Below are 22,997 nucleotides of genomic sequence, written 5' to 3'. Positions count from 1 at the left end.
GTGAAGCGGCGCATCCGCTCCGACCGGGGCCAAGTGGCCCTGGAGTACATCGGCTTCATACCGATCCTGCTGTTCGTCGCCCTGTGCGCGATCCAGCTCGGCTGGGTCGCCTACGTCCACGAGCAGGCGGACACGGCCGCCCGCACGGCGGCACGTGTGGAGGCCCGGCATCCGGGCAGGGGCAGTGCCGCGGGGGTGGCGGCCGTCAGGGAGGGGATCGGCGCTGAGGTCGACGTGCAGCGGACGGGCGACACCGTCACCGCCGTCGCCACCATCCCCATCAACTCGATCATCCCCGGGCTGGACCCGGGCAGGGCCAGGGCGACGGCCGTCATGCCCTACGACGCCCCGGAGGAGACCGGACCATGAGCCTGCGTTCCCGGGTCAGCACCCCCGACGACCGCCACAGCCCCCGCGAGGACGGCCGGCTGGTCTCCTCCTACCGCGCCAAGCTGCTGGAGGAGATCGACCTCGCCGAGATGTCCGCGCTCGCACCGGCCGAGCGCCGGGCGCGCCTGGAACGCGTCCTCGGCCACATCATCAGCCGCGAGGGCCCCGTCCTGTCCACCGTCGAGCGCGCGCAGCTCATCCGCCGCGTCGTCGACGAGGCCCTCGGACTCGGCGTGCTCGAACCGCTCCTCGAAGACGCCTCGATCTCCGAGATCATGGTCAACGGCCCCGACCAGATCTTCGTCGAGCGGGCCGGTCGCGTCGAGCAGCTGCCCCTCCGCTTCGCCTCGCACGAACAGCTCATGCAGACCATCGAGCGCATCGTCTCGACCGTCAACCGCCGCGTCGACGAGGCCAATCCCATGGTCGACGCCCGCCTGCCGAGCGGCGAACGCGTCAACGTCATCATCCCGCCGCTCTCCCTGACCGGCGCCACCCTCACCATCCGCCGCTTCCCGCGCGCCTTCACCCTGCACGAGATGATCGCCCTCGGCTCCCTCGACGAGCAGATGCTCCTGCTGCTGTCCGGGCTGGTCCAGGCGAAGATGAACGTGATCGTCTCCGGCGCCACCGGCACCGGCAAGACCACCCTCCTCAACGCCCTCTCCGGCCTGATCCCGGAGGGCGAGCGCATCATCACCATCGAGGACTCCGCCGAACTGCAGCTGCAGCAGGCCCACGTCATCCGCCTGGAATCCCGGCCGGCGAACGTCGAGGGCAAGGGCCAGATCACCATCCGCGACCTCGTACGCAACTCCCTGCGCATGCGCCCCGACCGCATCATCGTCGGCGAGGTCCGCGGCGGCGAGACCCTCGACATGCTCCAGGCCATGTCCACCGGCCACGACGGCTCGCTGGCCACCGTCCACGCCAACAGCTCCTCCGACGCCCTGACGCGTCTGCAGACCCTGGCCTCGATGTCGGAGGTCGAGATCCCCTTCGAAGCCCTCCAGGACCAGATCAACAGCGCCGTCAACGTCATCGTGCAGCTGACCCGCTTCGGCGACGGCTCGCGCCGCATCACGGAGATCTCCATCCTCGAATCGCACGGACGCGAACCCTTCCGGATCACCACCGTCTGCCGCTTCGTCGCCCAGCCCATGGGGCCGGACGGCCGCGTGCGGGGCTACTTCCAGTACTACCCGCTGCCCCGCCGCATCGCCGAACGCCTCTACATGAACAACCAGCCCGTCCCGCAGGCCTTCGGCGTCGCCCTACCGGACGACCCCCTCACGACCCCGCACATCACACGGACCGCCCTGTGAACCCACTGATCCTCCTCACCCTCGGCGTCACCCTGCTGGCCTGCGTCCTCGCGGTCGTCGGCCTGCAGGCGTACGCGGCCGGCCGCGCCCAGCACGCCGCCCTCGTCGACCGCCTCTCCGCGAGCGGAGTCCCCGAGCCACTGGGCCGCCCCCGCCGCTTCCGGAAGCTCGACCGCCGGCTGCGGAAGACCACGCTCGGCCGGCGCATCGAGCAGAAGCTGGCCACCACCGGCCTGGACCTCACCCCCGGCGAGTTCTTCGTCTACATGCTCGCCTCCATCGCGGGCGTCTGGCTCATCGCCTCGTCCCTCCTCGCACCGTTCTTCGGACCGGTCGCCGGTCTCATCGGCATCTGGGCGGCGAACGCGTTCCTGAACTGGCAGCGGGCCCGGCGTACGGAGCGCTTCATCAACCAACTCCCCGACCTGGCCCGCATCCTGGCCAACGCCACCCAGGCCGGGCTGGCCCTGCGTACCGCCATCGGCATCGCGGCCGAGGAGCTGGAGGCGCCGGCCGGCGAGGAACTCGCCCGGGTCGCCGACCGGCTCGCCGTGGGCCACTCCATCGAGGAGTCCCTCGGAGAGCTGACCGAACGCCTCCCGTCGCGCGAACTCGTCGTCCTCGTCTCCACCCTCGTGCTGTCGGCCCGGGCCGGCGGTGCGATCGTGGACAGCCTGCGCAACCTGACGGTGACGCTGGAGCAGCGCAAGGAGACCCGGCGCGAGATCCGCACCCAGCTGTCCCAGGTCACGGTGACCGCCTACCTGGTCCCGGCGATCGGGCTCGGCTCGCTGCTCCTCGTCGACATGATGATGCCCGGCGCGCTGGACCGGATGACGGGCGCGTTCCTCGGGCAGACGGCCGTCATCGTCGCCCTGGGCCTCTTCGCGCTGGGCTTCATCCTCATCCGCCGCCTGTCGAAGATCGACGTGTGAGGGGGCGGACGGGACGATGACCGCACTTCTCCTCGCACTCGTCGTGGGCCTCTCGGTGTTCGGTGCCTTCCACGGCGTCCGCCTCTACCGGGCGGACGTGAAGCTGCCCACCGACCTCGCCCTGGCCCTTGAGGTCGGAGCGACCCGTACGACCGCGGTCGGATCGCTGGTCGACCGCATCGGCATCCGCTGGGCGCCGCTGGTCCTGCGCGCGATGGGCGCGACGCGGGTGGCGCGCAAACGCCGCCAGATCGACATGGCGGGCAACCCGGCCGGCCTGACGATCGACCGGTACGCGGCCCGGCGCGCGGTGTACGGGATCCTGGGCGCCGCAGGTGCGTTCTCCATGCTGGTCAACGGTCAGTTGGTGCTGGCCCTGCTGATGGTGGCGTTCGGTCTGTTCTGGATCGAGGCCGGCCTGTGGTCGGCCATCCGGGTCCGCCGTGACCACATCGAGCGGACGCTGCCGGACTTCCTGGACGTCCTCGCCGTGGTGGTGAGCGCGGGGCTGGGCTTCCGGCAGGCGCTGGACCGGGTGGCGGGCAAGTACGAGGGGCCGTGGGCGGACGAGATCCGCATCACCCTCCAGCAGATGGACATGGGCGTCAGCCGCCGCCAGGCCTTCGACGAGCTGCGCAGGCGCAACGACAGCGAGCAGGTCGCCCAGTTCGTGACCGCCCTCCAGCAGGGCGAGGAACTGGGCTCGCCGATCGTCGACACCCTGATCGCGATCGCCGAGGACATGCGCCGTACGGACGCCCAGAACGCCCGTCGGCGGGCGGCCCGGGCGGTCCCGAAGGCCACCTTCGCCGTGACGATGTTCATGCTGCCGGGGACGCTCATCCTCCTCGTGTGCGGCTTCGTCTACGGCGCGAACGTCGACTTCGGCGCACTGTTCGGGGGTGGCTGAGCCATGGGCCGGCTGAGCGTGCTCATCGCCGACGGGAACCCGGTCATCAGGGCCGGTCTCGCGGCCCTCCTGGGGGCGGCCGGCGACATCGACGTGACGGCGCAGGCCGGGGACGGCCGCGAAGCCCTGAGCCTGACCCGACGGCACGCCCCGGACGTGGTCCTGCTGGATGTCCGCATGCCGGGGGTGGACGGGATCTCCGCACTGCCGCACCTGGTGCAGCTGGCGCCCGTACTGATGCTGACGTACAGCAGGGAGGCGGGCATCGTCCGCGAGGCCCTGCTGTTGGGCGCCGGGGGCTACCTCGTGCACGGCGAGTTCACCGCCGACGAGCTGGTCAGGGCCGTCCGCGACGCCCCCCTGGGCCGCCCCCACTTCACCCCGACGGCGGCGAGTGCTCTGCTGGCAGAGCTGAGGGGCTCTTCGCATCCGCAACGCGATGTGGCACAGTCATCCGAGCGGATGCACAACTCTGTTGTCTTCGGGCTGAGTTCCCGAGAGGTGGAGATCATGGATCTGATCGCGTCCGGGATGAGCAATCAGCAGATCGCCGCCGCCTGCTTCATCAGCGAGAAGACGGTCAAGAACCACATCAACCGCATCTTCGCGAAGCTCCGGAGCGCCACGCGCAGCGAGGCGATAGCCCGCTGGCTGGGAACCGCCCGTCCAGGAGTGACCGGTCATGGGTAGACAGAGTGCGCAGTGGGTCCGTAATTGGGTCCCGGGACCCTTGGTCACGACTGGTGACTCGCCGTACCGTCCGCAGATCGACACCGGTACCGGCCCGGGAGGGAACCCCCATGTCACAGAACACGCTGCTGAAGGCCGCCGTGGAGGCGCGGATCAGGGTGAACGGGTGGACGGACACGGCCGTGACGAGGCTCCGCAAGCGCCACGCGACCCTCGACCGCGGCCAGACCGCCTTCGAGTACCTCGGCATCATCCTGGTGGTGATCGTGATCGTCGGAGCGATCGTCGGCTCCGGTGTCGGTTCGGAGATCACCAAGCGGATCAAGCAGGCGGTCACGGACATCAAGGCCGGCTAATGTCCCCCCGCGGCGCGCGCGGGTACGACCGGGGCCAGGCATTTCCCATCTACGTGGTGGTGGTCGCCGGTCTGCTCTTCGCGGCGCTGGCCTTCTTCGCGGTGGGGCAGGCGTCGGTCAGGCGCAGCGATGCCCAAGGGGCGGCGGATGCCGCGGCTCTTGCGGCCGGGCGCGAAGCCCGGGACGACGTGTTCTTCGGTCTCGACCTTTCCACGGTGGACATCGGGGTCTGGGAGAGGATCGTCGACGGCGATTTCTTCCGGGTCGGCGGGGCCTGCGCGGCGGCTGAGGCCTTCGCGGCGCAGAACGACGCGAAGGCGTCGTGCACGGCGGCTCTCCCCCGGTTCACCGTCACGGTCGAAACCAGTGCGGCCGTGGGGGACTCGGTGGTCCCCGGCACCAACGGCATGCACGCGACGGCGAAGGCCACGGCGCTGATCGAGCCCAGGTGCCACCTCGGTGCCGTGGTCGGTCCGAGTCCTTCCCCCACCCCTACCACCACCTCCGCCCCCACAGCCACCACTCCGCCCGGTGGTGGCTCGCCGTCTCCGGTGCCGACCGCACCGACGGTGACCTTTGATTGCGGTGGGGAAACCGTCAAGCTCGACCCGTTGAAGCCGGGTTCGCTCAAGGCATTGACCAGAAAGCTGTTCAGCGTGCGACTCGTCGCCTGACACGGACCGAGAGACAAGGAAGCGTTCATAGATGAGCATTCGGCGCATGGTGGGGGTCCGTGGGGGGATGGCCGTTGCAGGTGCGGCGGTCATGGTCGTCACGTTGGCCGGGTGCGGTGGTGAGGGCGACGGCAAGTCGGCTGAACCGCGTAATTCCGCGACGGCGCAGCCCCAGGGAACGGCGTCCCAGAAGGGCGCACCGAGTACGGATCAGAGCTCTGAGCCGACCGAAGTCATCGCCACGCTGAACGGACAGTCCGGTATGGCGTTGGAGATCAACTCGGTACGGCGCGACCCAGGTGGCTTCCTCACCGTCTCCGGACAGCTCAAGAACACGGGCAGCCAGTCGTACAAGGACACCGTTGCCTGGCGCGGCATCGAACTCAAGGGAACCGGGGAGTCGGTCGCCGGTGCCACGCTGGTCGACAAGGCCGGGAAGAAGCGCTATTACGTGCTACGGGACACGGAGTCCAGGTGCCTGTGCACGACGGGCGTCTCCAGCGTCGACGCCGGCCAGGTGATCCCGTTCTTCGCGCAGTTCCCGGCACCGCCGAGCTCGACCAGTGAGGTGGAATTCAGCCTCCCGACCTTTGCCACGGCCACCGTCAAAATCTCTGGGTGACCCATGACCACACGCCATCGCGCAGCAGCCGTCACCGCAGTCTCCGCACTCGTCGTAGCCGGAGGGCACTTCATCGGGGCCACCGCCGCCCACGCCGATGACGTGAAGCCGTCCGTACCCCCCGGCACGGAGCCCTCGGCCTCCGCGCCCGTGGCGATCGACTCCAACGCCCCCGGGCTGAAGATCCCGCAGGGCGGAACCCTCGCGCCGGTCAAGGTGCTGGACATCGCCGAGGTCGTCGAGGACCTCGGGGGAGAGCAGCGGCGGCAGGAGACGAACCAGACCGTCATGATGGCGCTGCAGTCCGAGGTGCTGTTCCCCGAGGACAGTGCCGTCTTCAACGCGCAGGCCGCCGCTCGGATCCAGGCCATCGGCAACGAGATCAACCAGTCCAAGGCGACCCGCATCCGCGTCTTCGGTTTCACCGACGACCAGGGCAGCTACGAGCACGGCAAGGAGCTGTCCAAGCAGCGCGCCGACGCCGTGCACAACGAGCTGGCCAAGACCGTGACGAACCCGAGCGTCGTCTTCGACGTCCGCGGTTACAGCGAGGACTACCCGATCGCCGACAACGGCACCGAAGAGGGCCGCAAGAAGAACCGCCGGGTGGAGATCACCTTCCCGCGCGGCTCCGAAGGCTAGGTGTCAGCTCGACCGCGGCCGCCGTCGGAGGCGGCCGCGGGAGGCTTCGACGAGCGTGCCGAGGGCCGGCGACCGGACCGGTACGCAGACAACGAGCTCGGTCAGGGAGAGCCACCCCGGGGTCTGCCCCTCCCCGAGGACCGTCCGGCGAGAACACCGTGACGGTCGTCGCGCATGCCACGGCGGCGCCGACGAGCCCCAGGTAGATGAGCCCCAGGTGGATCGCCGAAGCGGGGTTCGCGAAGGTCAGGCGTACGAGCGTGCGAGCGTACGGGCGTCCATCCGTCCATGATGGGCGGGCGCCGGGCCCCTGTCGTGAGGGGCCGTACCCGGATCAGCCGAACTGCCCCGGCTGGTAGTCGCCGGCCGGCTGCTGGACGATCACGTTCATCCGGTTGTAGGCGTTGATGAGGGCGATGAGGGAGACCAGCGCGGCCAGCTGGTCCTCGTCGTGGTGCTTGGCGGCCTCGGCCCAGGCCGCGTCCGTGACCCCGCCCGCCGCGTCGGCGATGCGCGTGCCCTGCTCGGTCAGCTCCAGGGCCGCCCGCTCGGCGTCGGTGAAGACCTTCGCCTCGCGCCAGGCCGCCACCAGGTGGAGCCGCTGCGCGGTCTCCCCGGCGTGCGCGGCGTCCTTGGTGTGCATGTCGGTGCAGAAGCCGCAGCCGTTGATCTGGCTGGCCCGGATCTTCACCAGCTCCTGGGTCGCGGCGGGGAGGGTGGAGTCCGAGATCACCTTGCCCGCGGAGTTGATGTACCTCGCGAACTTGGTGGCGACGGGGTTGCCGAAGAAGTTGAGTCGGGCGTCCATGGTGGTTCTCCCTTGCCGTGTCGACGGTTGCACAGCTCTGACGCATCCGACCCGACGGATGTGACGGCCCCGCACGACAAAGGAGAGTGACCTGCGTCACGTCGCCAGGAGGAGTTCCGCGACCTCGCGCGCCCGGCGGGCCGGCTCCGGGCCGGGGCTCAGGGCGGCCACCGCCGTGGCGCCCTCGACCAGCACCAGCAGCTGGTCGGCGAGCGCGGGCCGGGCCGAGGCCGGGGTCAGCTCCGCCAGCAGGGCGCGCAGTTCCCGCTTGTGGACCCGGACGACCTCCGGCGCGGCCGCGCCCAGTTCCCCGTAGGCGTTGAGGAACGCGCATCCCCGGAAGTCCGGTTCGGAGAACCACCGCGCCAGCCAGTCGAAGACGGCCAGGACCGGCGGCTGCTCGGAGCTCGCCACCGATGCGCGCAGGTTCGCGGTCCAGCGCCGGTCGCGGCGTTCGAGGTAGGCCGTGACCAGGGACTCCTTGGCGGGGAAGAGCCGGTACAGGCGCTTGAGGGGTACGCCGGACGCGGCCCGGATGCGGTCCATGCCGACGGCTTGGATGCCGTGGCGGTAGAACAGCTCCTCCGCCGCGTCGAGCAGCCGGTCGCGCGCCTCTTCGTCGTCCATGGGTGCAGGGTAGCCCGGTTTCGCTTGCGGTGAGAACGCTCGTTCTCCTAGGGTGGGCGCATCGCGAGAACGATCGTTCTCCCCACTGCTTCCGGAAGGCCGAGCCATGACCGCCCGTCCGCCCCTCCCGCCCTTCACCGACGAGACCGCCCGCGCCAAGGTCCAGGCCGCCGAGGACGCCTGGAACAGCCGCGACCCCGAACGCGTCGCCCTCGCCTACACCGAGGACTCGGTCTGGCGCAATCGCGACCGCTTCCTGACCGGTCGCGACGAGATCCGCGCCTTCCTCGCCGAGAAGTGGGAGCGTGAGCTCGACTACCGGCTCCGCAAAGAGCTGTGGGCCCACACCGGCAACCGCATCTCCGTCCGCTTCGAGTACGAGTGGCACGACGCCTCGGGCCAGTGGTGGCGCAGCCACGGCAACGAGCAGTGGGAGTTCGACGACGACGGCCTGATGCGCCGCCGTGAAGCCAGCATCAACGGCGTCCCGATCACCGCGGAGGACCGCCGCATCCCCTGACCCGACCGGAGTGGCGAGCCCACCCCCTTCCCGAAGGCGCCGACAGCGCAGGTGCGTTCGTGCGGTGCTCGCGCGCTACGCCGGTTCCGTAGCGGCTCCGTCTGACAAGATGATCAAAGGCTCCGCCGGGGAGGCCGGCTGGGCATCGGGCAGGGGGCCAGGTATGGCGCGGACTCGGGTGAACGGCGTGGAGCTCTTCCACGAGATCGAGGGCGACGGCGATCCGCTCGTCCTCGTCCACGGTTCCTGGACCGACCACCACAGCTGGCACGCGGTCCTGCCCTACCTCACCCGCGCCCACCGCGTCCTCGTCTACGACCGCCGGGGCCACAGCCTGAGCGAGCGCCCGCCGGGCCGGGGCACCCGGGTCCAGGACGAGGACGACCTGGCCGCGCTCATCGAGATGCTGGGCGCCCCCGCCCACGTGGCCGCGAGTTCCTTCGGCGGGTCGGTCGCGCTCGGCCTCGCCGCCCGGCGTCCCGAACTCCTGCGCAGCCTCGCCGTGCACGAACCGCCGCTGACCGCCGTCGTGGCCGGAGATCCCGAGCTCGACCGGCTGATGCGGGAGGCGCAGGCGCCGATCGACGCCATCCTGGCGGAGGTACGTGCGGGCGAACCCGAGGCGGGCGCCCGCCGGTTCGTCGAGGAGGTCGTGTTCGGACCCGGCGCGTGGGACGGGATGCCGGACCCGGCCCGGCGCACGTTCGTCACCAACGCCCCCACCGCCGCCGACGAACAGGACGACCCGGACTGGGACACCGTCGACCTCGCCCGCCTGGCCCGCTACACCGGCCCGGCGATGCTGAGCAAGGGCACCGCCAGCCCGCCGTGGTTCGGCGCGATCGTCGACCGGCTCGCGCGGGTGCTTCCCGGAGCGCACGCACGCACCCTGGACGGCGAGGGCCACGTACCCCACCTCACCGCCCCGCACCGCTACGCCGAGAACCTCCGCGCCTTCCTCGCCTCCGCCGGGTCCTGACCCGCCCGCGGGCGGCCCCGACGGGCCGCCCGGGCCGGGCGGTTCACGACTCGTCGTGGTGGGCCTGTGTGATGAGGTCCGTCGCGACGTCCAGGGCGGCCAGGCGGGTTTCCTCCGGGTCGCCCTCGACGTGCTGGAGGAACATCATCCCCGCGTGCAGGGTGAACAGGGCGCTGACGCAGCGCACCTGGTCCGTCAGCGGGCCGTCCTCCGTGCGCAGCAGTTCCACCAGGCGGTACAGGCGCTTCTTCACCGTCTCGCCGATGCTCAGCTCACGCGTCGTCGCCTGGTTCTCCTGCATGAAGCGGTACAGCGCCGCCCCCGCCGCCATCGCCTCGCTGTAGCGGCGCAGCACCTCGCGCTTGGTCTCCAGGGTGCGCGGCTGCTGCTCCGCCCACCTGATCAGCTCGTCGATGGGACGCGTGACGTCCTCGAAGAGGCTGATGATGATGTCTTCCTTGGTCTTGAAGTGGTAGTACAGCGCCGCCTTCGTGACCTCCAGCCGCTCCGCGATCTCCCGGAGCGACGTCTTCTCGTACCCCTGCTCGACGAAGAGCTCCAGCGCGATGTCCTGGATGCGCTGGCGCGTGTCGCCACGACGGCGCTGCGGACTGCTGCTGGACATGTCTCTCCTCGCGTTACTTACTTGACGCCCGGCAAGTTACGGGTCTACGGTCCCCAGTGTAGTGAACTAGCCGGGCGGCAAGTAAGTGCCGATCCGGCAGGTAGTGCCCAGGGGAGTGGACAGGAAATGGTGGAGACAAGCAAGCCCGCGGAGACCTCGCAGGAGGTGAAGCCACGCAGCGTGCGGGTCGTCCTCATGGCCCTCATGATCGCAATGTTGCTGGCGATGCTCGACAACATGATCATCGGCACGGCGATGCCCACCATCGTCGGCGAACTCGGCGGCCTGGAGCACCTGTCCTGGGTGGTGACCGCATACACCCTGGCCACGGCCGCCTCCACCCCCATCTGGGGCAAGATCGGCGACATGTACGGCCGGAAGGGCTCCTTCCTCACCTCGATCGTCATCTTCCTGATCGGCTCCGCGCTCAGCGGCATGGCCCAGGACATGGGTCAGCTCATCGGCTTCCGCGCGATCCAGGGCCTCGGCGCCGGCGGTCTCATGGTCGGCGTCATGGCGATCATCGGCGACCTGATCCCGCCCCGCGAACGCGGCAAGTACCAGGGCATGATGGCCGGCGTGATGGCCCTCGCCATGATCGGCGGCCCGCTCGTCGGCGGCACCATCACCGACCACATGGGCTGGCGCTGGTCCTTCTACATCAACCTGCCCCTCGGCGCCGTGGCCCTGGCCATGGTGACCGCCGTGCTGCACCTGCCCAAGCACCCCGAGCGACAGCGCCCGAAGATCGACTACCTCGGTGCGGCCCTCCTGACCGTCGCCATCACCTCCACCGTGCTCGTCACGACGTGGGGCGGCAACGAGTACGCCTGGGGCTCCGCCCAGATCCTCGGCCTCGTCGCCGTCGGCGTGCTGTCGACCGCCGCGTTCCTCTACGTGGAGACCCGGGCGGCCGAGCCCGTCATGCCGCTGCACATCTTCCGCAGCCGCAACTTCACCCTGATGTCCGTGATCGGCTTCCTGGTCGGCTTCGCCATGTTCGGCGGCGTGCTCTACCTCCCGCTGTTCCAGCAGTCGGTGCAGGGCGCCTCCGCCACCAACTCCGGGCTGCTGCTCCTGCCCATGCTGCTCTCGATGATGGCCGTCTCGCTGATCGCCGGACGCGTCACCACCAGCAGCGGCAAGTACAAGATCTTCCCGATCGTCGGCGGCGGCCTGATGGTCGTCGGGATGTTCCTCCTCGCCACCATGGACACCGGCACCACCCGCCTGGTCTCCGGCCTCTACATGGCCGTCCTCGGCGCCGGACTCGGCTTCCTGATGCAGATCACCATGCTGGTCGCGCAGAACAGCGTCGACATGAAGGACATGGGCGTCGCGTCCTCCTCGGCGACCCTCTTCCGTACGCTCGGCGGCTCCTTCGGCGTGGCGCTGATGGGCTCGCTCTTCACCTCCCGCGTCACGGACACCATGTCCGAGCGCCTGGGCCCCGAGGCCGCTTCGGCCGCGGGATCCGCCCAGTTGGACGCGGCGAGCCTGGCCAAGCTGCCCGAGGCCGTGCGCGAGGCCTACCAGCACGCGGTGGCCGCCGGTACGCACTCGGCGTTCCTGCTCGGCGCGGGCGTCGCCGTACTGGGCTTCCTGGCGGCCTGGTTCGTCAAGGAGGTCCCGCTGCGCGGTGCCGGTCCGGCTCCCGCCGCGGCCCCGGCCGACGGCAAGTCAGCCCCGGCGGCGCAGGAGTCCCTCGCGCACTGACCGCGCACTGACCGCGCACGCAGGCGGGCAACCGCACCTGCGACCATCCCGGCCCCGGCGGACGACGAGTCCGCCGGGGCCGGGCGTTTTCCCCGCGACCGGGCCGGGAAGGAGCTCCGGGCGATCGAGGACCGACGTCCCATCAGCCCCATCGGTCCTGTCAGTCCCATCGGTCCTGTCAGTCCCATTACGGGGAATTTATGGGTGATTTGGCTGGAACTCCTCTGAGGCGACGAACGTCCTGATCCACGGAACGCTCGCACGGCAGATGGGGAGTGGACGGTTCATGGGATTCATGGCGCACACGAACAAGAAGGGTGTCCGGGCCGGTACGGCCGTCGTCGCGTCGGCCCTCGCCGTGACGGCGACGGCCTGGGGAGTGGCGACCCTCGTGCAACCGGGCAGCGCGGGAGCGGCCGCCCGCCAGAACGTCTCCCGACCCGAAGGCGGCGACCGGTCCGGCCACGGCCGGGCGGGCGGACCCGGGCAGCGGCCGAACGGGATACCCGAGGGCATAGCCCACTCCTCCGAGAGCGGCGGGAACGCCGTCAACATCACCATCGACGACGGCCCCGACCCCCGCTGGACCCCCGCAGTGCTCGACGTCCTGCGCGAGCACGGCGTGAAGGCGACCTTCTGCATGGTCGGCCCGCGCGCCAGGGCGCACCCGGACCTCGTCAAGAAGGTGGTCGCGGCCGGCCACCGGCTCTGCGACCACACCATGGACCACGACACGGCCATGGACAAGAAGCCCGTCGACTTCCAGGAACGACAGATCCTCGACGCCAAGAAGCTCATCGAGGAGGCCGCCGGCGACGGCGCGAAGGTCGAGTACTACCGGGCCCCCGGCGGCGCCTTCACCCCCGACAGCCGGCGCATCGCCGCGGCGAACGGGATGCGCCCGCTCGGCTGGAACGTCGACACCAAGGACTTCGAGAAACCGGGCACGGCCGCCATCGTCGACGCCGTCAAACGCGAGATGGGCAACGGCCCGACCGTCCTCTTCCACGACGGCGGCGGCAACCGGGCCCAGACCGTCGAGGCCCTCGACCAGGTCCTGGCCTGGCTCCGCGACCAGGGCCGCCCGACCGGCTTCCCGGTCCGCACCGCACCCGACGCCCCGTGAGCCGCGCCGCCGCCACCCGCCCCTGACACGCCGTCCGCCGCGCGAACGGGTGAGGGTCGACGACACGGAAGCACCCGCGTTGTTACCTGGTCGGGCACGCACGCACCCCGCACGCACGCACCCCGCACGTACGCGCGCACCCTGCAGCCACGCCCGCACCCGCACGTACGCCCGACCAGGAGGCTCCCGTGGCCATCGCCCCCGCCAAGCTGTCCGACCCCGTGGTCGGCGCCCTCGTCGCCGCCGTCAACGCGCACGACAAGGACGCCTTCCTCAAGCTGCTCACCGCCGACGCGACCATGTCCGACGACGGAACGGAGCGCGACCTCCACGAGTGGATCGACCGGGAGATCTTCAACTCCCGCGGTCACATGGACGTCCAGTCCGAGTCCGACGCCGGCAGCTCTCTCGTCGTCAACTACCGCAACGACACGTGGGGCGAGATGCGCACCGCCTGGCGCTTCACCGTCGCCCCCGGCGGCGGCCGCATCAGCCGCTTCGAGACCGGCCAGGCCTGACTCAGAGCGCCCGAGCCACCTCCAGCACCGCCGCTGTCAGGCGCCCGTTCTCCGGGGCGATCCCGCCCGGGAAGCCGAAGCGGCGGCGCGTGTACCCGTACGCGATCCCCGTCACCGGGTCGGCGAAACCCTGCCCGCCCGCCGCGCCGCAGTGCCCGAAGGCCAGCGGCCCGACCGCGTGCTGCCGCTCGAAACCCAGCCCGAAGTGGTCCCACTCCCCGGTCAGCACCTCCTGGCCCGGCGTCTGCAGCCGTGCGAACTCCGCCGCCGTCTGCGGCTCCAGCAGTGCGGCCCGGCCCCCCACCTCGCCGATCGCAGCCGCGTACAGGCCCGCGACGCCGCGCGCCGAACCGATCCCGCCCGCCGAGGCGGGGCCGAGTTCCCGCGTCCGCGGGTGGTTGGCGTGGGTGACCAGGTTCATCGGCGGCTCCCGGTGCCAGTTGAAGGCCACCGCCAGCAACTCCGGCACCGGACCGGCCGCCGCCTGCGCCGCGGCCTGCTCGGGCGTCGGCAGCATTTCCAGGACGGGCTTCCAGCGGGCCTCCCGGGACGCCGGAAGCCCCATGTAGAGATCGAGCCCGTAGGGGGCGCGCACGCGCTCCTCGTACACCTCCTGCAGTGACCTGCCCGTCGCGCGCCGCACGACCTCGCCGGTCAGGGCGCCGATCACGAAGGCGTGGTAGCCGTACGCCGTCCCCGGCTCCCAGTACGGCTTCTGCCCGGCCAGGCGGGCCGCGATCAGCGCGTCGTCCGCGATCTCGTCGTAGTCGAAGCCGCCGTCCACGCCGATCAGCCCCGCCCGGTGGCTGATCAGCTGGCGCAGCGTCAGCCGCTCCTTGCCGTACCCGGTGAACTCCGGCCAGTACGCCGACACCCGCCGGTCCAGATCCAGCGTGCCGTCCTGCACGAGCAGCGCCACCACCAGGTGCGCGGCACCCTTGGTGATCGAGTAGACCCCGCTCAGCGTGTCGCCGTCGGTGTCCTCGCCGGCCCACAGGTCGACGACGCGCCGCCCCCGGTGGTGGACGGCGAGCTGGGCCTCGGGCGAGTGCGGCTCCGCCGCCGCGAACGCCTCGAACTCCTCCCGTACCCGCTCCCACCCGGCCGCCACCGTGCCGCCCACACCGTTCGCGCTCATTGCGTCCCCTCGGATCGGATCGTCGTTCCGCAGCTCCCGAACCGAAGTGGATCATCGGATATTCCGGTGATCACCGGCTCCCGTACGGGTGAAAGGCCGTGCCGCGTCGTTCCGGCCCGCGCCGGGGTGCCGTTGGTCCCGGCATGAAGCGCACCCGCACCGCCGCTCTCGCCCTGGTCACCGCCGCCGCGGCCCTCGCCCCCGTCCTCGTCCAGCAGGCCACCGCCGCGGAGGGCGCGTACCTCCAGGACCCGGCGGGCGGCGAGAAGACCATGAAGTCGATGTGGACCGAGGACGAAATGCACAAGGTGGAAGGGCAGTTCCGCTTCCACCCGGGGGTCCAGTACAAGACGGTCAGCCGCCCCGGCCCCGCGGCCGCGCCCGACTACGAGCGCAGGACCGGCGACCCGAAGACGCTGGCGTGGCAGCCCTCGTACGAGTTCGCCTGGTCGGTGTCGGACTCGACGGTGGTGAAGAAGGCGGTGACGGTCAAGGAGGGCGAGCACCCGATCGTGGTGCACGCCGTACTGCGCCGCGCGGACCGGTCGACGGTCGCCGAAGTGCACAGGGAACTGCACGGCAAGCCGGCGACGGGGCGCGAGAAGATCGCGGGGGACCGGCGGATCGCCTGCGACACCGGTGAGTACACGGTGCAGTGGTCGGTGACCCGCTCGGGCTACGGGACGCTCACGGGCTCCCTGCGCTGGAACTCCAGCTGCGAGCAGTACCGGACGGCCTTCTCCCAGGACCACGGGAAGCAGCGCTGACGCCCGCGCCGGGACCGCAGGCCGGGGCGTCCCTTCGGAAGCGTGCTGCGGGGCCGTCGCCCGGGCCGTCGCTCCGGACCGTCCTTCGGGACCGTCACCCGGGACCGACCCTTCGGGGACCGGCCGCCCCGCGCACCTCGTGAGTGCTCGGCGGGCGACTGGGCCGCGGCCTTGGATCAAGTGCCGTAGTGGCCATGGTGCCGCACGGGGTGGTCTGCGGCCCGGGCCGAAGGTCCCGTGTCGTGCGGGACTTCGACGCTCTCGGTGTTCTCGGCGCTCTCAGCGTCTCAGTGCTTCTTGGAGGCCTGGGCAGCCTGCGCGGCGATGCCCTCCAGGACGCCCTTGGGGTCGCCGGTCGGTTCCACGGCGCGCCCGATGTTGCGCTTGATGGTGTCGCTGACCGTCACCCAGGCGGGGTCGTTGACCGGGTAGAGCTGGGCGCCGCGCAGCGCGTTGAGGAACTGCTGGTCGTTCTTGTCGAGACCGCCGCCGGCCGGGGTGCGCGAGGCGGTCACGGTGGACGGCAGCAGGTGGTAGCGGCTGGCGAAGTCGGACAGGTTCTTGTCCTGGTAGACGAAGTCCAGGAACTTCCCGATCTCCGCCCGCTTGCCGTTCTGCTTGAAGGCCATCATCCAGTCGGCCACGCCGACGGCCGGCGGGGTCTCCCCGGTGCCGAGGTCGTCCGCGACGGGCATGGCGGTGGTGACGACCCCGATGCCCTTGGCGCGCGCCTCGTGGGCGAGCGAGGGGTAGCCGTTGAGCATGCCGACCTCGCCGCGCGTGAACGCGGCGAAGGCTTCGGCCCGGTTCAGCTGGGACGGGGCCGTCGGGCCGGTGTACCCGGTCGCGACCATGTTGGCCTTGACCCACTCCCAGGTCTTGATGTTCTGGTCGGAGGCCAGGCTGTAGTTGCCGCTGCTGTCGGCGTAGCCGCCGCCTCCGCTCAGCTCCCAGATCATCGCCTCGGCGTGCGCCTCCTCCGGGCCCAGCGGCAGGGCGTACGGGTACTTCACGCCCTTGTCCTTGAGCGCCTTGGCGGCGGCCTTGAGGTCGGACCAGGTCTTCGGGGCCTCCTTGATGCCCGCCTTGGCGAACAGCGCCTCGTTGTAGAAGAGCAGGCGGCTGCTCGCCACGAAGGGCAGGCCGTAGAGGGTGCTGCCCACCGAGCCGGCGTCGGCCAGTGGCTGGAGGAAATTCGCCTCGGCGGTGACCGAGAGGAGTTCGTCCGCGGGATAGAGCTCACCCCGGGCGGCGAAGTCCGAGTAAGAACCCATGAGCGCCATGTCCGGCGCCTTGCCGGCCTTGACCATGCGGGAGACCTCCCGGTCGATGTCGGCCCACGGCAGGAGTTCGACCTCGACCTTGATTCCCGGGTTCTCCTTGGTGAAATCCGTCGTCACCTTCTCCCAGAAGGGCTTGGAACTGGTGGCCGGACTGTCGCCGTATTCGGCGGCGACCAGTCGCAACGTGCCGCCGTCACCTGCGTCGTCTCCCGAACCGCCGCATCCGGACAGCGGTACCAGCAGACCGAGCACGGCCGCGGTGGCGGTCGTGCCGAAAATTCTCCGTCGCACGGGTCTGTTCCCCTGAATTTCTTTTGTGTCCCGTTATTACTTATGGGTTGCTCCGAGCCGGCTGATCCCTCGATGGCCCGTTGGCCGGAATTCTCTCCTGCGGGAGGGGTGGTTGATTCCATTGGGTCCGCACTTGTGTTCAATGCTCCAACCGGCACTTTTGCGAATGGTGTTTTCCGATATGTGGTCCAGAAAGTGGACGCGCGTAGACATGCGAAAAGCCCGTTTCCGGTCGGGAAACGGGCTCCATCGGGTGGCGGGTGCGCCGGGTGGGCGGGGTGCGCCGGGCGGCGGCCGGTCAGTCGGCGAACTCGCCCGCGTACGGGTCGGGCTCGCCCGTCTCCGGGTTGCGGCCCTCCTGCCAGCGGCGCTGCGCCTTGCGCCAGTGCACGAAGCTCAGACGGCCGCCGTCCCAGAAGGTGATGCTGACCGGGCTCACGTCGAACTCGTCGGAGCAGAGCCGGTGGAGGAACTCGGCCATGCCGTACGGGTACACGGCGAAGGAGTCGGCGGTGTGCCGTCCGCACACCAGGACCGGCCAGCGCTCCGGGTCCGGGTCGGAGGTCAGCCAGCACAGGATGTCCGAGCCGCCGGTGACACCCCAGGCGATGATCGACTCCGGGTCCACGTCGAAGGCCGAACGACCGCCCTCCGCCTCCCACATCTGCCGGGCGTTGTCCGTCTCCTCGGCCATCTCGGCCGGGTCCCACTGGAGCCCGGGCTTGGGCAGCGGCAGCAGGATGCTGGCCTCGCCGTTGATGGAGCCGGCGCCGAACCGGCCCATGAACGCGATGAAGTCGGCCGGGAAGCGGGTCCCCCAGGCCTTCTCGGCCGCGGGCCAGTCGATGTCCTCGTCGGCGCCGTGCGTCGCCGGCATGATCTGCTCCAGCGCCTTGATCCGCGCGTTCTCCGTCATGCCGCTCCCCTGACGCCCCAGCTCAACCGCCCCAACCTACTCCGCCGGGCGCCCACCCCCTAGGGGGTGTCCACCTCCAGCGTGGTCCCGGTCGCCAGGCCCCACCCGGCCATGGCTCCGGCCGCCGCCTCCAGGACGTGCCGGGCGCGCATCCGCGGCAGCCCGATCCGGCCGGGAGCCATGGTGACCACCCCGAGCACGCGCAGGTTCCGGTCCAGGTACGCCACGTCGATCGGGAACCGCATCCGGAAGGTGTGCACGCTCGCCGCGGGGGTCAGCAGCATCGCCCCCTCGATCCCGTCCCGCCCGAGCAGACCGCGCGTCCTCGCCCGGTACGAGGCGGCGACCTCCAGCGGGATCCGGGTCGGGTCCGTGCCGACCCGCAACACGGCGGGCCCGTCATGCCAGTACGCCATGGCGGCCACCCTAGCCAGGGGGTGTCCGACGGATCATGGCCGGGCCCGGCCCGCCCGGTGCCGCGCCTTGCCGCGTCGTCGTCGGTCGCCGACGCTCCGCGTCGCCTCCCGGGCTCGCGTGCCCCGGCGTCCGGATCCGGCCCGATCGGTACGGCGGCCCCGGGGGCGAGCGCTACCTTCGCCGGATGGGTGTGGTCGTGATCGTTCTCGCCGCCGGGTACGGCGTGGCCGCCGGGCTGCTGCTGCCGCGCGCGGCCTACCGGCTGTCCGTGGAACCCGGCGCCCCCTGGCGGGAGCACTGCCCCCAGGGGCACCCGCTGCGCGGCTGGCTCGGCCCGGCCCGCTGCCGCCCGCCCCGGCCCGCGCACCGGTACGGGCCGCGGGCCGCGCTCCCGTCCGTCCTCGCCGCGGGGGCCTGCGCCCTGATCGCCGCGGCCGTCGGACCGCGGCCCGAGGCGGCGGCGTACGCGGCCCTGGCCCCGCTCCTGGTCCTGCTCGCGCTCGTCGACCGGGCCGTGCACCGGCTGCCCGACGTACTGACCCTGCCGCTCGCCGCCGGAGCGGCCGCCCTGCTCGGGCTCGCCGCCCTGCTGCCCGGCTCGGCCGGGTCCTGGCGGCTCGCGCTGCTGGGAGGGGGCGCGCTGGGAGCCGCGTACCTGGTGCTCCACCTGATCAACCCCGCCGGCATGGGCTTCGGCGACGTCAAGCTCGCGCTCTCCCTGGGGGTCGCTCTTGGGTGGTACGGGTGGGGGGTATGGGCCGCAGGTGCCTTCCTCGGCCTGCTCTACGGCGCGCTGTACGGCCTGACCCTGCTCCTGCGCGGCTCCGCGACCCGTGAGCAGGGGTTCGCCTTCGGCCCCTTCATGGCCGCCGGAGCACTCACCGGAGTGCTGCTGGGTGGTTTCGGAGCGTAATCATTGCGCGCCGATGCACGCAGCATGCTTTACGAAGGGTTATGGTGGAACCCCCCCCCTCGGGCCGGTCCGTATCCCCCCCACGGACCGGCCCGTTTTTCGTTCACCCGTCCCCCGCCCGGGTGTTGGGGCAAAAATGCAGGTCAGCCGCGCTGGGCCCAGATGTTCGTGCCGGGCGTGGACACCGCGAAGGAGTCGATCTCCTTCAGCTCCTCCTCGGAGAGCGGCGCACCGGCCAGGGCGGCCACGTTCTGCTCCAGCTGACGGACGCTCGACGCGCCGATCAGGGCCGAGGTCATCCGCTCGTCGCGCAGCACCCACGTGAGCGCGAGCTGGGCCAGCGACTGGCCGCGGCGGGATGCGATCTCGTTCAGCCCGGCGAGCCGGCGCAGCACGTCGTCCGAGAGCAGGTCCGGGTTGAGCGACTTGCCCTGGGCGGCGCGGGAGTCGGCCGGGATCCCCTTGAGGTACTTGTCGGTCAGCAGGCCCTGTGCGAGCGGGGCGAAGGAGATGCACCCCATGCCGGCGTCCTCCAGGGCGTCCAGCAGGCCGTCCTCCTCCGTCCAGCGGTTGATCATGGAGTACGAGGGCTGGTGGATGAGCGGGCGCACGCCCAGCCCGCGCAGGATCCGCACGGCCTCGGCCGTCTGCTCGGCCGTGTAGGAGGAGACCCCGACGTAGAGCGCCTTGCCCTGCTGGACCGCGGACGCGAGGGCGCCCATGGTCTCCTCCAGCGGGGTCTGCGGGTCGAAGCGGTGCGAGTAGAAGATGTCGACGTAGTCGACGCCCATCCGCTTCAGCGACGCGTCGAGCGAGCTGAGCAGGTACTTGCGGCTGCCCCATTCGCCGTACGGCCCGGGGTGCATCAGGTAGCCCGCCTTGGTCGACAGGATCAGCTCGTCGCGGTAGGACGCGAAGTCCTGCGCGAAGATCTTGCCGAAGTTCAGCTCGGCCGAGCCGGGCGGCGGCCCGTAGTTGTTCGCGAGGTCGAAGTGGGTGACGCCGAGGTCGAAGGCGCGGCGCAGGATCGCCCGCTGGGACTCCAGCGACCGGTCGTCGCCGAAGTTGTGCCAGAGGCCGAGGGAGATGGCGGGGAGCTTGAGGCCGCTGTGGCCGGTGCGCCGGTACTCCATGGAGTCGTAGCGCGAGGGCTCTGCCCGATAGGGATTGGTATCAGTCACGTTGTCCTCCCTATCACGGAGTTGTGACAGACCGAGTTGGGTACCCGATCCCGGCGCGCAGTAATGTGGCGGCCTCGGGGGTGGGACCGCATTTCGCACGGGGGCAAGGCACGGAGGGGCTGGAAGATCGTGAAGCTGCGCGACCTGGTGTACAGGCTTTACGCACGCCGGGTGGAAGGCCGCCTCGACCACGACGCGGCGCCCAAGCACATCGGCGTCATCCTGGACGGGAACCGTCGCTGGGCGAAGGCGTCCGGAGGTACGACCGAGCAGGGCCACCAGGCCGGGGCCGACAAGATCTCCGAGATGCTCGGCTGGTGCACCGAGACGGACGTCGAGGTCGTCACCCTGTGGATGCTCTCCACGGACAACCTGGACCGGCCCGAGGTCGAGCTCCGCCCCCTGCTCAACATCATCGAGAACACCGTGCGGGGCCTCGCCGCGGACGGCCGCTGGCGCGTCCACCACGTCGGCAACCTCGACATCCTGCCCGCCGGTACGCAGCGGGTCCTGAAGGAGGCCGAGCAGGCCACCCACGACGTCGACGGAATACTCGTCAACGTCGCCGTCGGCTACGGCGGCCGCCAGGAGATCGCCGACGCGGTCCGATCCCTGCTCCTGGAGCACGCCCGCAAGGGCACCTCCTTCGAGGAACTCGCCGAGATCCTCGACATCGACCACATCGCCGAGCACCTCTACACCCGCGGTCAGCCCGACCCGGACCTCGTGATCCGCACCAGCGGCGAGCAGCGGCTGTCCGGATTCATGCTGTGGCAGAGCGCGCACTCCGAGTACTACTTCTGCGAGGTCTTCTGGCCGGCCTTCCGCAAGGTCGACTTCCTGCGGGCGCTGCGCGACTACGCCGCCCGCCACCGGCGCTACGGCACCTGACGCCCCCTGAGGGGTTCCGGCCACGAAGGGCCCCTCGGTCACGCCGTCCCCTCCGCTCGAAGCCTTCACCAGGGATTCACCGAGCGTCCGTCATATGCCATGGCATGTCCTGGCCTGTTCGGGGAATATCCCTTTCAGGTCGATGCCCGATCCACGGGTGTCGAGTCTCAGCGGACGGCATGGGGCCGTCCGCCCGGGAGGCCCTTTGCACCAGGACGCACGTGCGGTTCGCACGGACGCAGTGGAGGGCCGGAAATCGGCCCTGGCATGGGTGCCGATGACCGGTCCGGTCTTCATGGCCCGACCTCTTCCGAGGGGGTACGTCCTTCCGTGGTGACCAGCACTAAGCGCCGCCTGTCAGACAGGCGGACCTACGTCCTCGACACCAGCGTCCTGCTGGCAGACCCCAATGCGATCTCCCGCTTCGACGAGCACGAGGTCGTGCTCCCGATCGTGGTGATCACCGAGCTGGAGGCAAAGAGGCACCATCCCGAACTCGGCTACTTCGCGCGCCAGGCCCTGCGCCTGCTCGACGACTTCCGGGTTCGCAACGGTCGCCTGGACGCCCCCATCCCGCTGGGCGATCTGGGCGGCACGCTGCGCGTCGAGCTCAACCACTCCGACCCGGGCGTCCTGCCCGCCGGCTTCCGGCTGGGGGACAACGACTCGCGGATCCTCGCGGTCGCCCGCAACCTCCAGGCCGAGGGCTACGACGTCACGGTCGTCTCGAAGGATCTCCCGCTGCGCATCAAGGCCTCCTCCGTGGGGCTGATCGCGGAGGAGTACCGCGCGGAACTCGCGATCACCGACGGCGGCTGGACCGGCATGAGCGAGATCGGCCTCTCCGGGGAGCAGGTCGACCTCCTCTACTCGGAGGAGCGGCTCTACGTCCCGGAGGCCGCGGAACTGCCCGTGCACACCGGACTGGTCCTGCAGTCCGAGCGCGGCAAGGCCCTGGGCCGGGTCACCGCGGACGGCAACGTCAAGCTCGTACGGGGCGACCGCGACGCCTTCGGGCTGCACGGGCGCAGCGCCGAGCAGCGCATCGCGCTGGACCTCCTGCTCGATCCCGAGATCGGCATCATCTCGATGGGCGGCCGGGCCGGCACCGGCAAGTCCGCGCTGGCGCTGTGCGCCGGCCTGGAGGCGGTGCTGGAGCGCAGGCAGCATCAGAAGGTGATGGTCTTCCGGCCGCTGTACGCGGTGGGCGGCCAGGACCTCGGCTACCTGCCGGGCGACGCCTCCGAGAAGATGAGTCCCTGGGCGCAGGCGGTCTTCGACACGCTCTCGTCGGTCGCCGGACGCGAGGTCATCGAGGAGGTCCTGAACCGCGGGATGCTGGAGGTCCTTCCGCTCACGCACATCCGCGGCCGCTCGCTCCACGACGCTTTCGTGATCGTGGACGAGGCGCAGTCGCTGGAGCGGAACGTGCTGTTGACCGTTCTGTCCCGGATCGGCGCCAATTCGCGGGTCGTTCTGACCCACGACGTCGCCCAGCGGGACAACCTCCGGGTCGGCCGGTACGACGGAGTCGTCGCCGTGGTCGAGAAGCTGAAGGGGCATCCGCTCTTCGCGCACGTCACGCTGACGCGTTCCGAGCGCTCCCCGATCGCCGCCCTGGTCACCGAGATGCTGGAGACCCTCTGACCCGGGCGGGCCCGCGGGGCCACCCGTCAGGGTGGCTGAACCGGTCAAAAACCCCATAGCGGGAAGGCGAGTTGGCGCCGCCCGGCAAAG

The 22,997-nt window shown here is 70.7% G+C and carries 26 protein-coding genes; 18 read left to right on the top strand and 8 right to left on the bottom strand.

The genetic code is table 11. The features are described from left to right. The 9 genes from AC2RP6_RS16100 to AC2RP6_RS16060 all read left to right on the top strand — a co-directional run bounded on the left by AC2RP6_RS16100 (position 1) and on the right by AC2RP6_RS16060 (position 6,544). Positions 1–369, top strand: a complete 369-nt coding sequence (locus AC2RP6_RS16100; RefSeq protein WP_486446835.1) for a TadE/TadG family type IV pilus assembly protein — start codon at positions 1–3, stop codon at positions 367–369. After that, positions 366–1,715, top strand: a complete 1,350-nt coding sequence (locus AC2RP6_RS16095) for a TadA family conjugal transfer-associated ATPase (protein WP_486446834.1) — start codon at positions 366–368, stop codon at positions 1,713–1,715. The genes AC2RP6_RS16100 and AC2RP6_RS16095 overlap by 4 nt, the downstream gene beginning before the upstream one ends. Further along, positions 1,712–2,650, top strand: coding sequence for a type II secretion system F family protein (locus AC2RP6_RS16090; RefSeq protein WP_486446833.1), 939 nt, complete (start codon positions 1,712–1,714; stop codon positions 2,648–2,650). Before AC2RP6_RS16095 ends, AC2RP6_RS16090 begins: the two co-directional genes overlap by 4 nt. Before the next feature lie 16 nt (positions 2,651–2,666). Beyond that, the gene (locus tag AC2RP6_RS16085; protein WP_486446832.1) at positions 2,667–3,560 is read left to right on the top strand and encodes a DUF5936 domain-containing protein; all 894 of its coding nucleotides are present in this window, start codon (positions 2,667–2,669) and stop codon (positions 3,558–3,560) included. A gap of 3 nt (positions 3,561–3,563) precedes the next feature. Next, a complete protein-coding gene (locus AC2RP6_RS16080) occupies positions 3,564–4,250 on the top strand; it encodes a LuxR C-terminal-related transcriptional regulator (protein WP_486446831.1) in 687 nt (228 codons plus the stop codon). Between the two features lie 110 nt (positions 4,251–4,360). Beyond that, a complete protein-coding gene (locus AC2RP6_RS16075) occupies positions 4,361–4,606 on the top strand; it encodes a hypothetical protein (RefSeq protein ID WP_486446830.1) in 246 nt (81 codons plus the stop codon). Further along, complete coding sequence (locus tag AC2RP6_RS16070) at positions 4,606–5,280, top strand: pilus assembly protein TadG-related protein (protein WP_486446829.1); 675 nt, start codon at positions 4,606–4,608, stop codon at positions 5,278–5,280. Before AC2RP6_RS16075 ends, AC2RP6_RS16070 begins: the two co-directional genes overlap by 1 nt. 91 nt (positions 5,281–5,371) lie before the next feature. Beyond that, positions 5,372–5,902, top strand: a complete 531-nt coding sequence (locus AC2RP6_RS16065; protein WP_486446828.1) for a hypothetical protein — start codon at positions 5,372–5,374, stop codon at positions 5,900–5,902. Positions 5,903–5,905: 3 nt separating this feature from the next. Next, positions 5,906–6,544 carry an OmpA family protein gene (locus AC2RP6_RS16060; RefSeq protein WP_486446827.1) on the top strand — a complete coding sequence of 213 codons (639 nt, stop codon included), beginning with the start codon at positions 5,906–5,908 and terminating at the stop codon, positions 6,542–6,544. 334 nt (positions 6,545–6,878) lie between these two features. Here the strand turns inward: AC2RP6_RS16060 and AC2RP6_RS16055 are convergent, their stop codons facing one another. After that, a complete protein-coding gene (locus AC2RP6_RS16055; protein ID WP_486446826.1) occupies positions 6,879–7,352 on the bottom strand; it encodes a carboxymuconolactone decarboxylase family protein in 474 nt (157 codons plus the stop codon). A gap of 96 nt (positions 7,353–7,448) precedes the next feature. Beyond that, on the bottom strand, positions 7,449–7,979 hold the full coding sequence (locus tag AC2RP6_RS16050; RefSeq protein WP_486446825.1) for a TetR/AcrR family transcriptional regulator: 531 nt from the start codon (positions 7,977–7,979) through the stop codon (positions 7,449–7,451). A 106-nt stretch (positions 7,980–8,085) separates the two neighbouring features. On the opposite strand from AC2RP6_RS16050, the gene AC2RP6_RS16045 reads away from it, so the two are divergent. Continuing rightward, a complete protein-coding gene (locus AC2RP6_RS16045; protein ID WP_486446824.1) occupies positions 8,086–8,499 on the top strand; it encodes a nuclear transport factor 2 family protein in 414 nt (137 codons plus the stop codon). Between the two features lie 163 nt (positions 8,500–8,662). After that, positions 8,663–9,478 carry an alpha/beta fold hydrolase gene (locus AC2RP6_RS16040; protein ID WP_486446823.1) on the top strand — a complete coding sequence of 272 codons (816 nt, stop codon included), beginning with the start codon at positions 8,663–8,665 and terminating at the stop codon, positions 9,476–9,478. Between the two features lie 43 nt (positions 9,479–9,521). Here the strand turns inward: AC2RP6_RS16040 and AC2RP6_RS16035 are convergent, their stop codons facing one another. Further along, complete coding sequence (locus AC2RP6_RS16035) at positions 9,522–10,103, bottom strand: TetR/AcrR family transcriptional regulator (protein WP_486446822.1); 582 nt, start codon at positions 10,101–10,103, stop codon at positions 9,522–9,524. A 126-nt stretch (positions 10,104–10,229) separates the two neighbouring features. On the opposite strand from AC2RP6_RS16035, the gene AC2RP6_RS16030 reads away from it, so the two are divergent. The 3 genes from AC2RP6_RS16030 to AC2RP6_RS16020 all read left to right on the top strand — a co-directional run bounded on the left by AC2RP6_RS16030 (position 10,230) and on the right by AC2RP6_RS16020 (position 13,463). Next, a complete protein-coding gene (locus AC2RP6_RS16030) occupies positions 10,230–11,819 on the top strand; it encodes an MDR family MFS transporter (RefSeq protein WP_486446821.1) in 1,590 nt (529 codons plus the stop codon). Positions 11,820–12,114: 295 nt separating this feature from the next. Further along, on the top strand, positions 12,115–12,945 hold the full coding sequence (locus tag AC2RP6_RS16025) for a polysaccharide deacetylase family protein (RefSeq protein ID WP_486446820.1): 831 nt from the start codon (positions 12,115–12,117) through the stop codon (positions 12,943–12,945). A 188-nt stretch (positions 12,946–13,133) separates the two neighbouring features. Beyond that, complete coding sequence (locus AC2RP6_RS16020; protein ID WP_486446819.1) at positions 13,134–13,463, top strand: nuclear transport factor 2 family protein; 330 nt, start codon at positions 13,134–13,136, stop codon at positions 13,461–13,463. Between the two features lies 1 nt (position 13,464). Here the strand turns inward: AC2RP6_RS16020 and AC2RP6_RS16015 are convergent, their stop codons facing one another. Continuing rightward, a complete protein-coding gene (locus AC2RP6_RS16015; RefSeq protein WP_486446818.1) occupies positions 13,465–14,601 on the bottom strand; it encodes a serine hydrolase domain-containing protein in 1,137 nt (378 codons plus the stop codon). Positions 14,602–14,744: 143 nt separating this feature from the next. Between AC2RP6_RS16015 and AC2RP6_RS16010 the strand changes: the two genes are divergently transcribed. Continuing rightward, a complete protein-coding gene (locus AC2RP6_RS16010; protein ID WP_486446817.1) occupies positions 14,745–15,368 on the top strand; it encodes a hypothetical protein in 624 nt (207 codons plus the stop codon). Positions 15,369–15,655: 287 nt separating this feature from the next. Here AC2RP6_RS16010 and AC2RP6_RS16005 read toward each other — a convergent pair whose 3' ends face one another. The 3 genes from AC2RP6_RS16005 to AC2RP6_RS15995 all read right to left on the bottom strand — a co-directional run bounded on the left by AC2RP6_RS16005 (position 15,656) and on the right by AC2RP6_RS15995 (position 18,274). Further along, on the bottom strand, positions 15,656–16,942 hold the full coding sequence (locus AC2RP6_RS16005) for an extracellular solute-binding protein (RefSeq protein WP_486446816.1): 1,287 nt from the start codon (positions 16,940–16,942) through the stop codon (positions 15,656–15,658). A gap of 298 nt (positions 16,943–17,240) precedes the next feature. After that, positions 17,241–17,858, bottom strand: a complete 618-nt coding sequence (locus AC2RP6_RS16000) for an SMI1/KNR4 family protein (protein WP_486446815.1) — start codon at positions 17,856–17,858, stop codon at positions 17,241–17,243. Positions 17,859–17,917: 59 nt separating this feature from the next. Further along, on the bottom strand, positions 17,918–18,274 hold the full coding sequence (locus AC2RP6_RS15995; RefSeq protein WP_486446814.1) for a DUF192 domain-containing protein: 357 nt from the start codon (positions 18,272–18,274) through the stop codon (positions 17,918–17,920). Between the two features lie 185 nt (positions 18,275–18,459). Between AC2RP6_RS15995 and AC2RP6_RS15990 the strand changes: the two genes are divergently transcribed. Then, positions 18,460–19,188, top strand: a complete 729-nt coding sequence (locus AC2RP6_RS15990; RefSeq protein ID WP_486446813.1) for a prepilin peptidase — start codon at positions 18,460–18,462, stop codon at positions 19,186–19,188. A 143-nt stretch (positions 19,189–19,331) separates the two neighbouring features. Here the strand turns inward: AC2RP6_RS15990 and mgrA are convergent, their stop codons facing one another. After that, positions 19,332–20,369 (bottom strand): L-glyceraldehyde 3-phosphate reductase, encoded by a 1,038-nt coding sequence (gene mgrA, locus AC2RP6_RS15985; protein WP_486446812.1) that lies wholly within the window; start codon positions 20,367–20,369, stop codon positions 19,332–19,334. A gap of 129 nt (positions 20,370–20,498) precedes the next feature. Between mgrA and AC2RP6_RS15980 the strand changes: the two genes are divergently transcribed. Together AC2RP6_RS15980 and phoH2 are read left to right on the top strand one after the other, a co-directional pair. Beyond that, positions 20,499–21,260: an isoprenyl transferase gene (locus AC2RP6_RS15980; RefSeq protein WP_030829772.1), complete on the top strand. Its 762-nt coding sequence runs from the start codon at positions 20,499–20,501 to the stop codon at positions 21,258–21,260. A 330-nt stretch (positions 21,261–21,590) separates the two neighbouring features. Next, on the top strand, positions 21,591–22,907 hold the full coding sequence (gene phoH2 / locus AC2RP6_RS15975; RefSeq protein WP_030029710.1) for an RNA 5'-3' helicase PhoH2: 1,317 nt from the start codon (positions 21,591–21,593) through the stop codon (positions 22,905–22,907). The last annotated feature ends 90 nt before the right edge of the window (positions 22,908–22,997 follow it).

The organism is Streptomyces sp. WAC03905, from assembly GCF_057371075.1.
This window is presented reverse-complemented; position numbering and strand designations above follow the sequence as displayed.

What these genes read in the sequence shown, in the direction of transcription:
- AC2RP6_RS16025 (WP_486446820.1), top strand. Translation starts at nt 12,115, where the DNA reads ATGGCGCACACGAACAAGAAGGGTGTCCGGGCCGGTACGGCCGTCGTC.
- AC2RP6_RS16070 (WP_486446829.1), top strand. Translation starts at nt 4,606, where the DNA reads ATGTCCCCCCGCGGCGCGCGCGGGTACGACCGGGGCCAGGCATTTCCC.
- AC2RP6_RS16080 (WP_486446831.1), top strand. Translation starts at nt 3,564, where the DNA reads ATGGGCCGGCTGAGCGTGCTCATCGCCGACGGGAACCCGGTCATCAGG.
- AC2RP6_RS16045 (WP_486446824.1), top strand. Translation starts at nt 8,086, where the DNA reads ATGACCGCCCGTCCGCCCCTCCCGCCCTTCACCGACGAGACCGCCCGC.
- AC2RP6_RS16060 (WP_486446827.1), top strand. Translation starts at nt 5,906, where the DNA reads ATGACCACACGCCATCGCGCAGCAGCCGTCACCGCAGTCTCCGCACTC.
- AC2RP6_RS16030 (WP_486446821.1), top strand. Translation starts at nt 10,230, where the DNA reads ATGGTGGAGACAAGCAAGCCCGCGGAGACCTCGCAGGAGGTGAAGCCA.
- AC2RP6_RS16065 (WP_486446828.1), top strand. Translation starts at nt 5,372, where the DNA reads ATGGTCGTCACGTTGGCCGGGTGCGGTGGTGAGGGCGACGGCAAGTCG.
- AC2RP6_RS16050 (WP_486446825.1), bottom strand. Translation starts at nt 7,979, where the DNA reads ATGGACGACGAAGAGGCGCGCGACCGGCTGCTCGACGCGGCGGAGGAG.
- AC2RP6_RS15995 (WP_486446814.1), bottom strand. Translation starts at nt 18,274, where the DNA reads ATGGCGTACTGGCATGACGGGCCCGCCGTGTTGCGGGTCGGCACGGAC.
- AC2RP6_RS16095 (WP_486446834.1), top strand. Translation starts at nt 366, where the DNA reads ATGAGCCTGCGTTCCCGGGTCAGCACCCCCGACGACCGCCACAGCCCC.
- AC2RP6_RS16015 (WP_486446818.1), bottom strand. Translation starts at nt 14,601, where the DNA reads ATGAGCGCGAACGGTGTGGGCGGCACGGTGGCGGCCGGGTGGGAGCGG.
- AC2RP6_RS16000 (WP_486446815.1), bottom strand. Translation starts at nt 17,858, where the DNA reads ATGACGGAGAACGCGCGGATCAAGGCGCTGGAGCAGATCATGCCGGCG.
- AC2RP6_RS16075 (WP_486446830.1), top strand. Translation starts at nt 4,361, where the DNA reads ATGTCACAGAACACGCTGCTGAAGGCCGCCGTGGAGGCGCGGATCAGG.
- AC2RP6_RS16035 (WP_486446822.1), bottom strand. Translation starts at nt 10,103, where the DNA reads ATGTCCAGCAGCAGTCCGCAGCGCCGTCGTGGCGACACGCGCCAGCGC.
- AC2RP6_RS15990 (WP_486446813.1), top strand. Translation starts at nt 18,460, where the DNA reads ATGGGTGTGGTCGTGATCGTTCTCGCCGCCGGGTACGGCGTGGCCGCC.
- AC2RP6_RS16010 (WP_486446817.1), top strand. Translation starts at nt 14,745, where the DNA reads ATGAAGCGCACCCGCACCGCCGCTCTCGCCCTGGTCACCGCCGCCGCG.
- AC2RP6_RS16085 (WP_486446832.1), top strand. Translation starts at nt 2,667, where the DNA reads ATGACCGCACTTCTCCTCGCACTCGTCGTGGGCCTCTCGGTGTTCGGT.
- AC2RP6_RS16040 (WP_486446823.1), top strand. Translation starts at nt 8,663, where the DNA reads ATGGCGCGGACTCGGGTGAACGGCGTGGAGCTCTTCCACGAGATCGAG.
- AC2RP6_RS16055 (WP_486446826.1), bottom strand. Translation starts at nt 7,352, where the DNA reads ATGGACGCCCGACTCAACTTCTTCGGCAACCCCGTCGCCACCAAGTTC.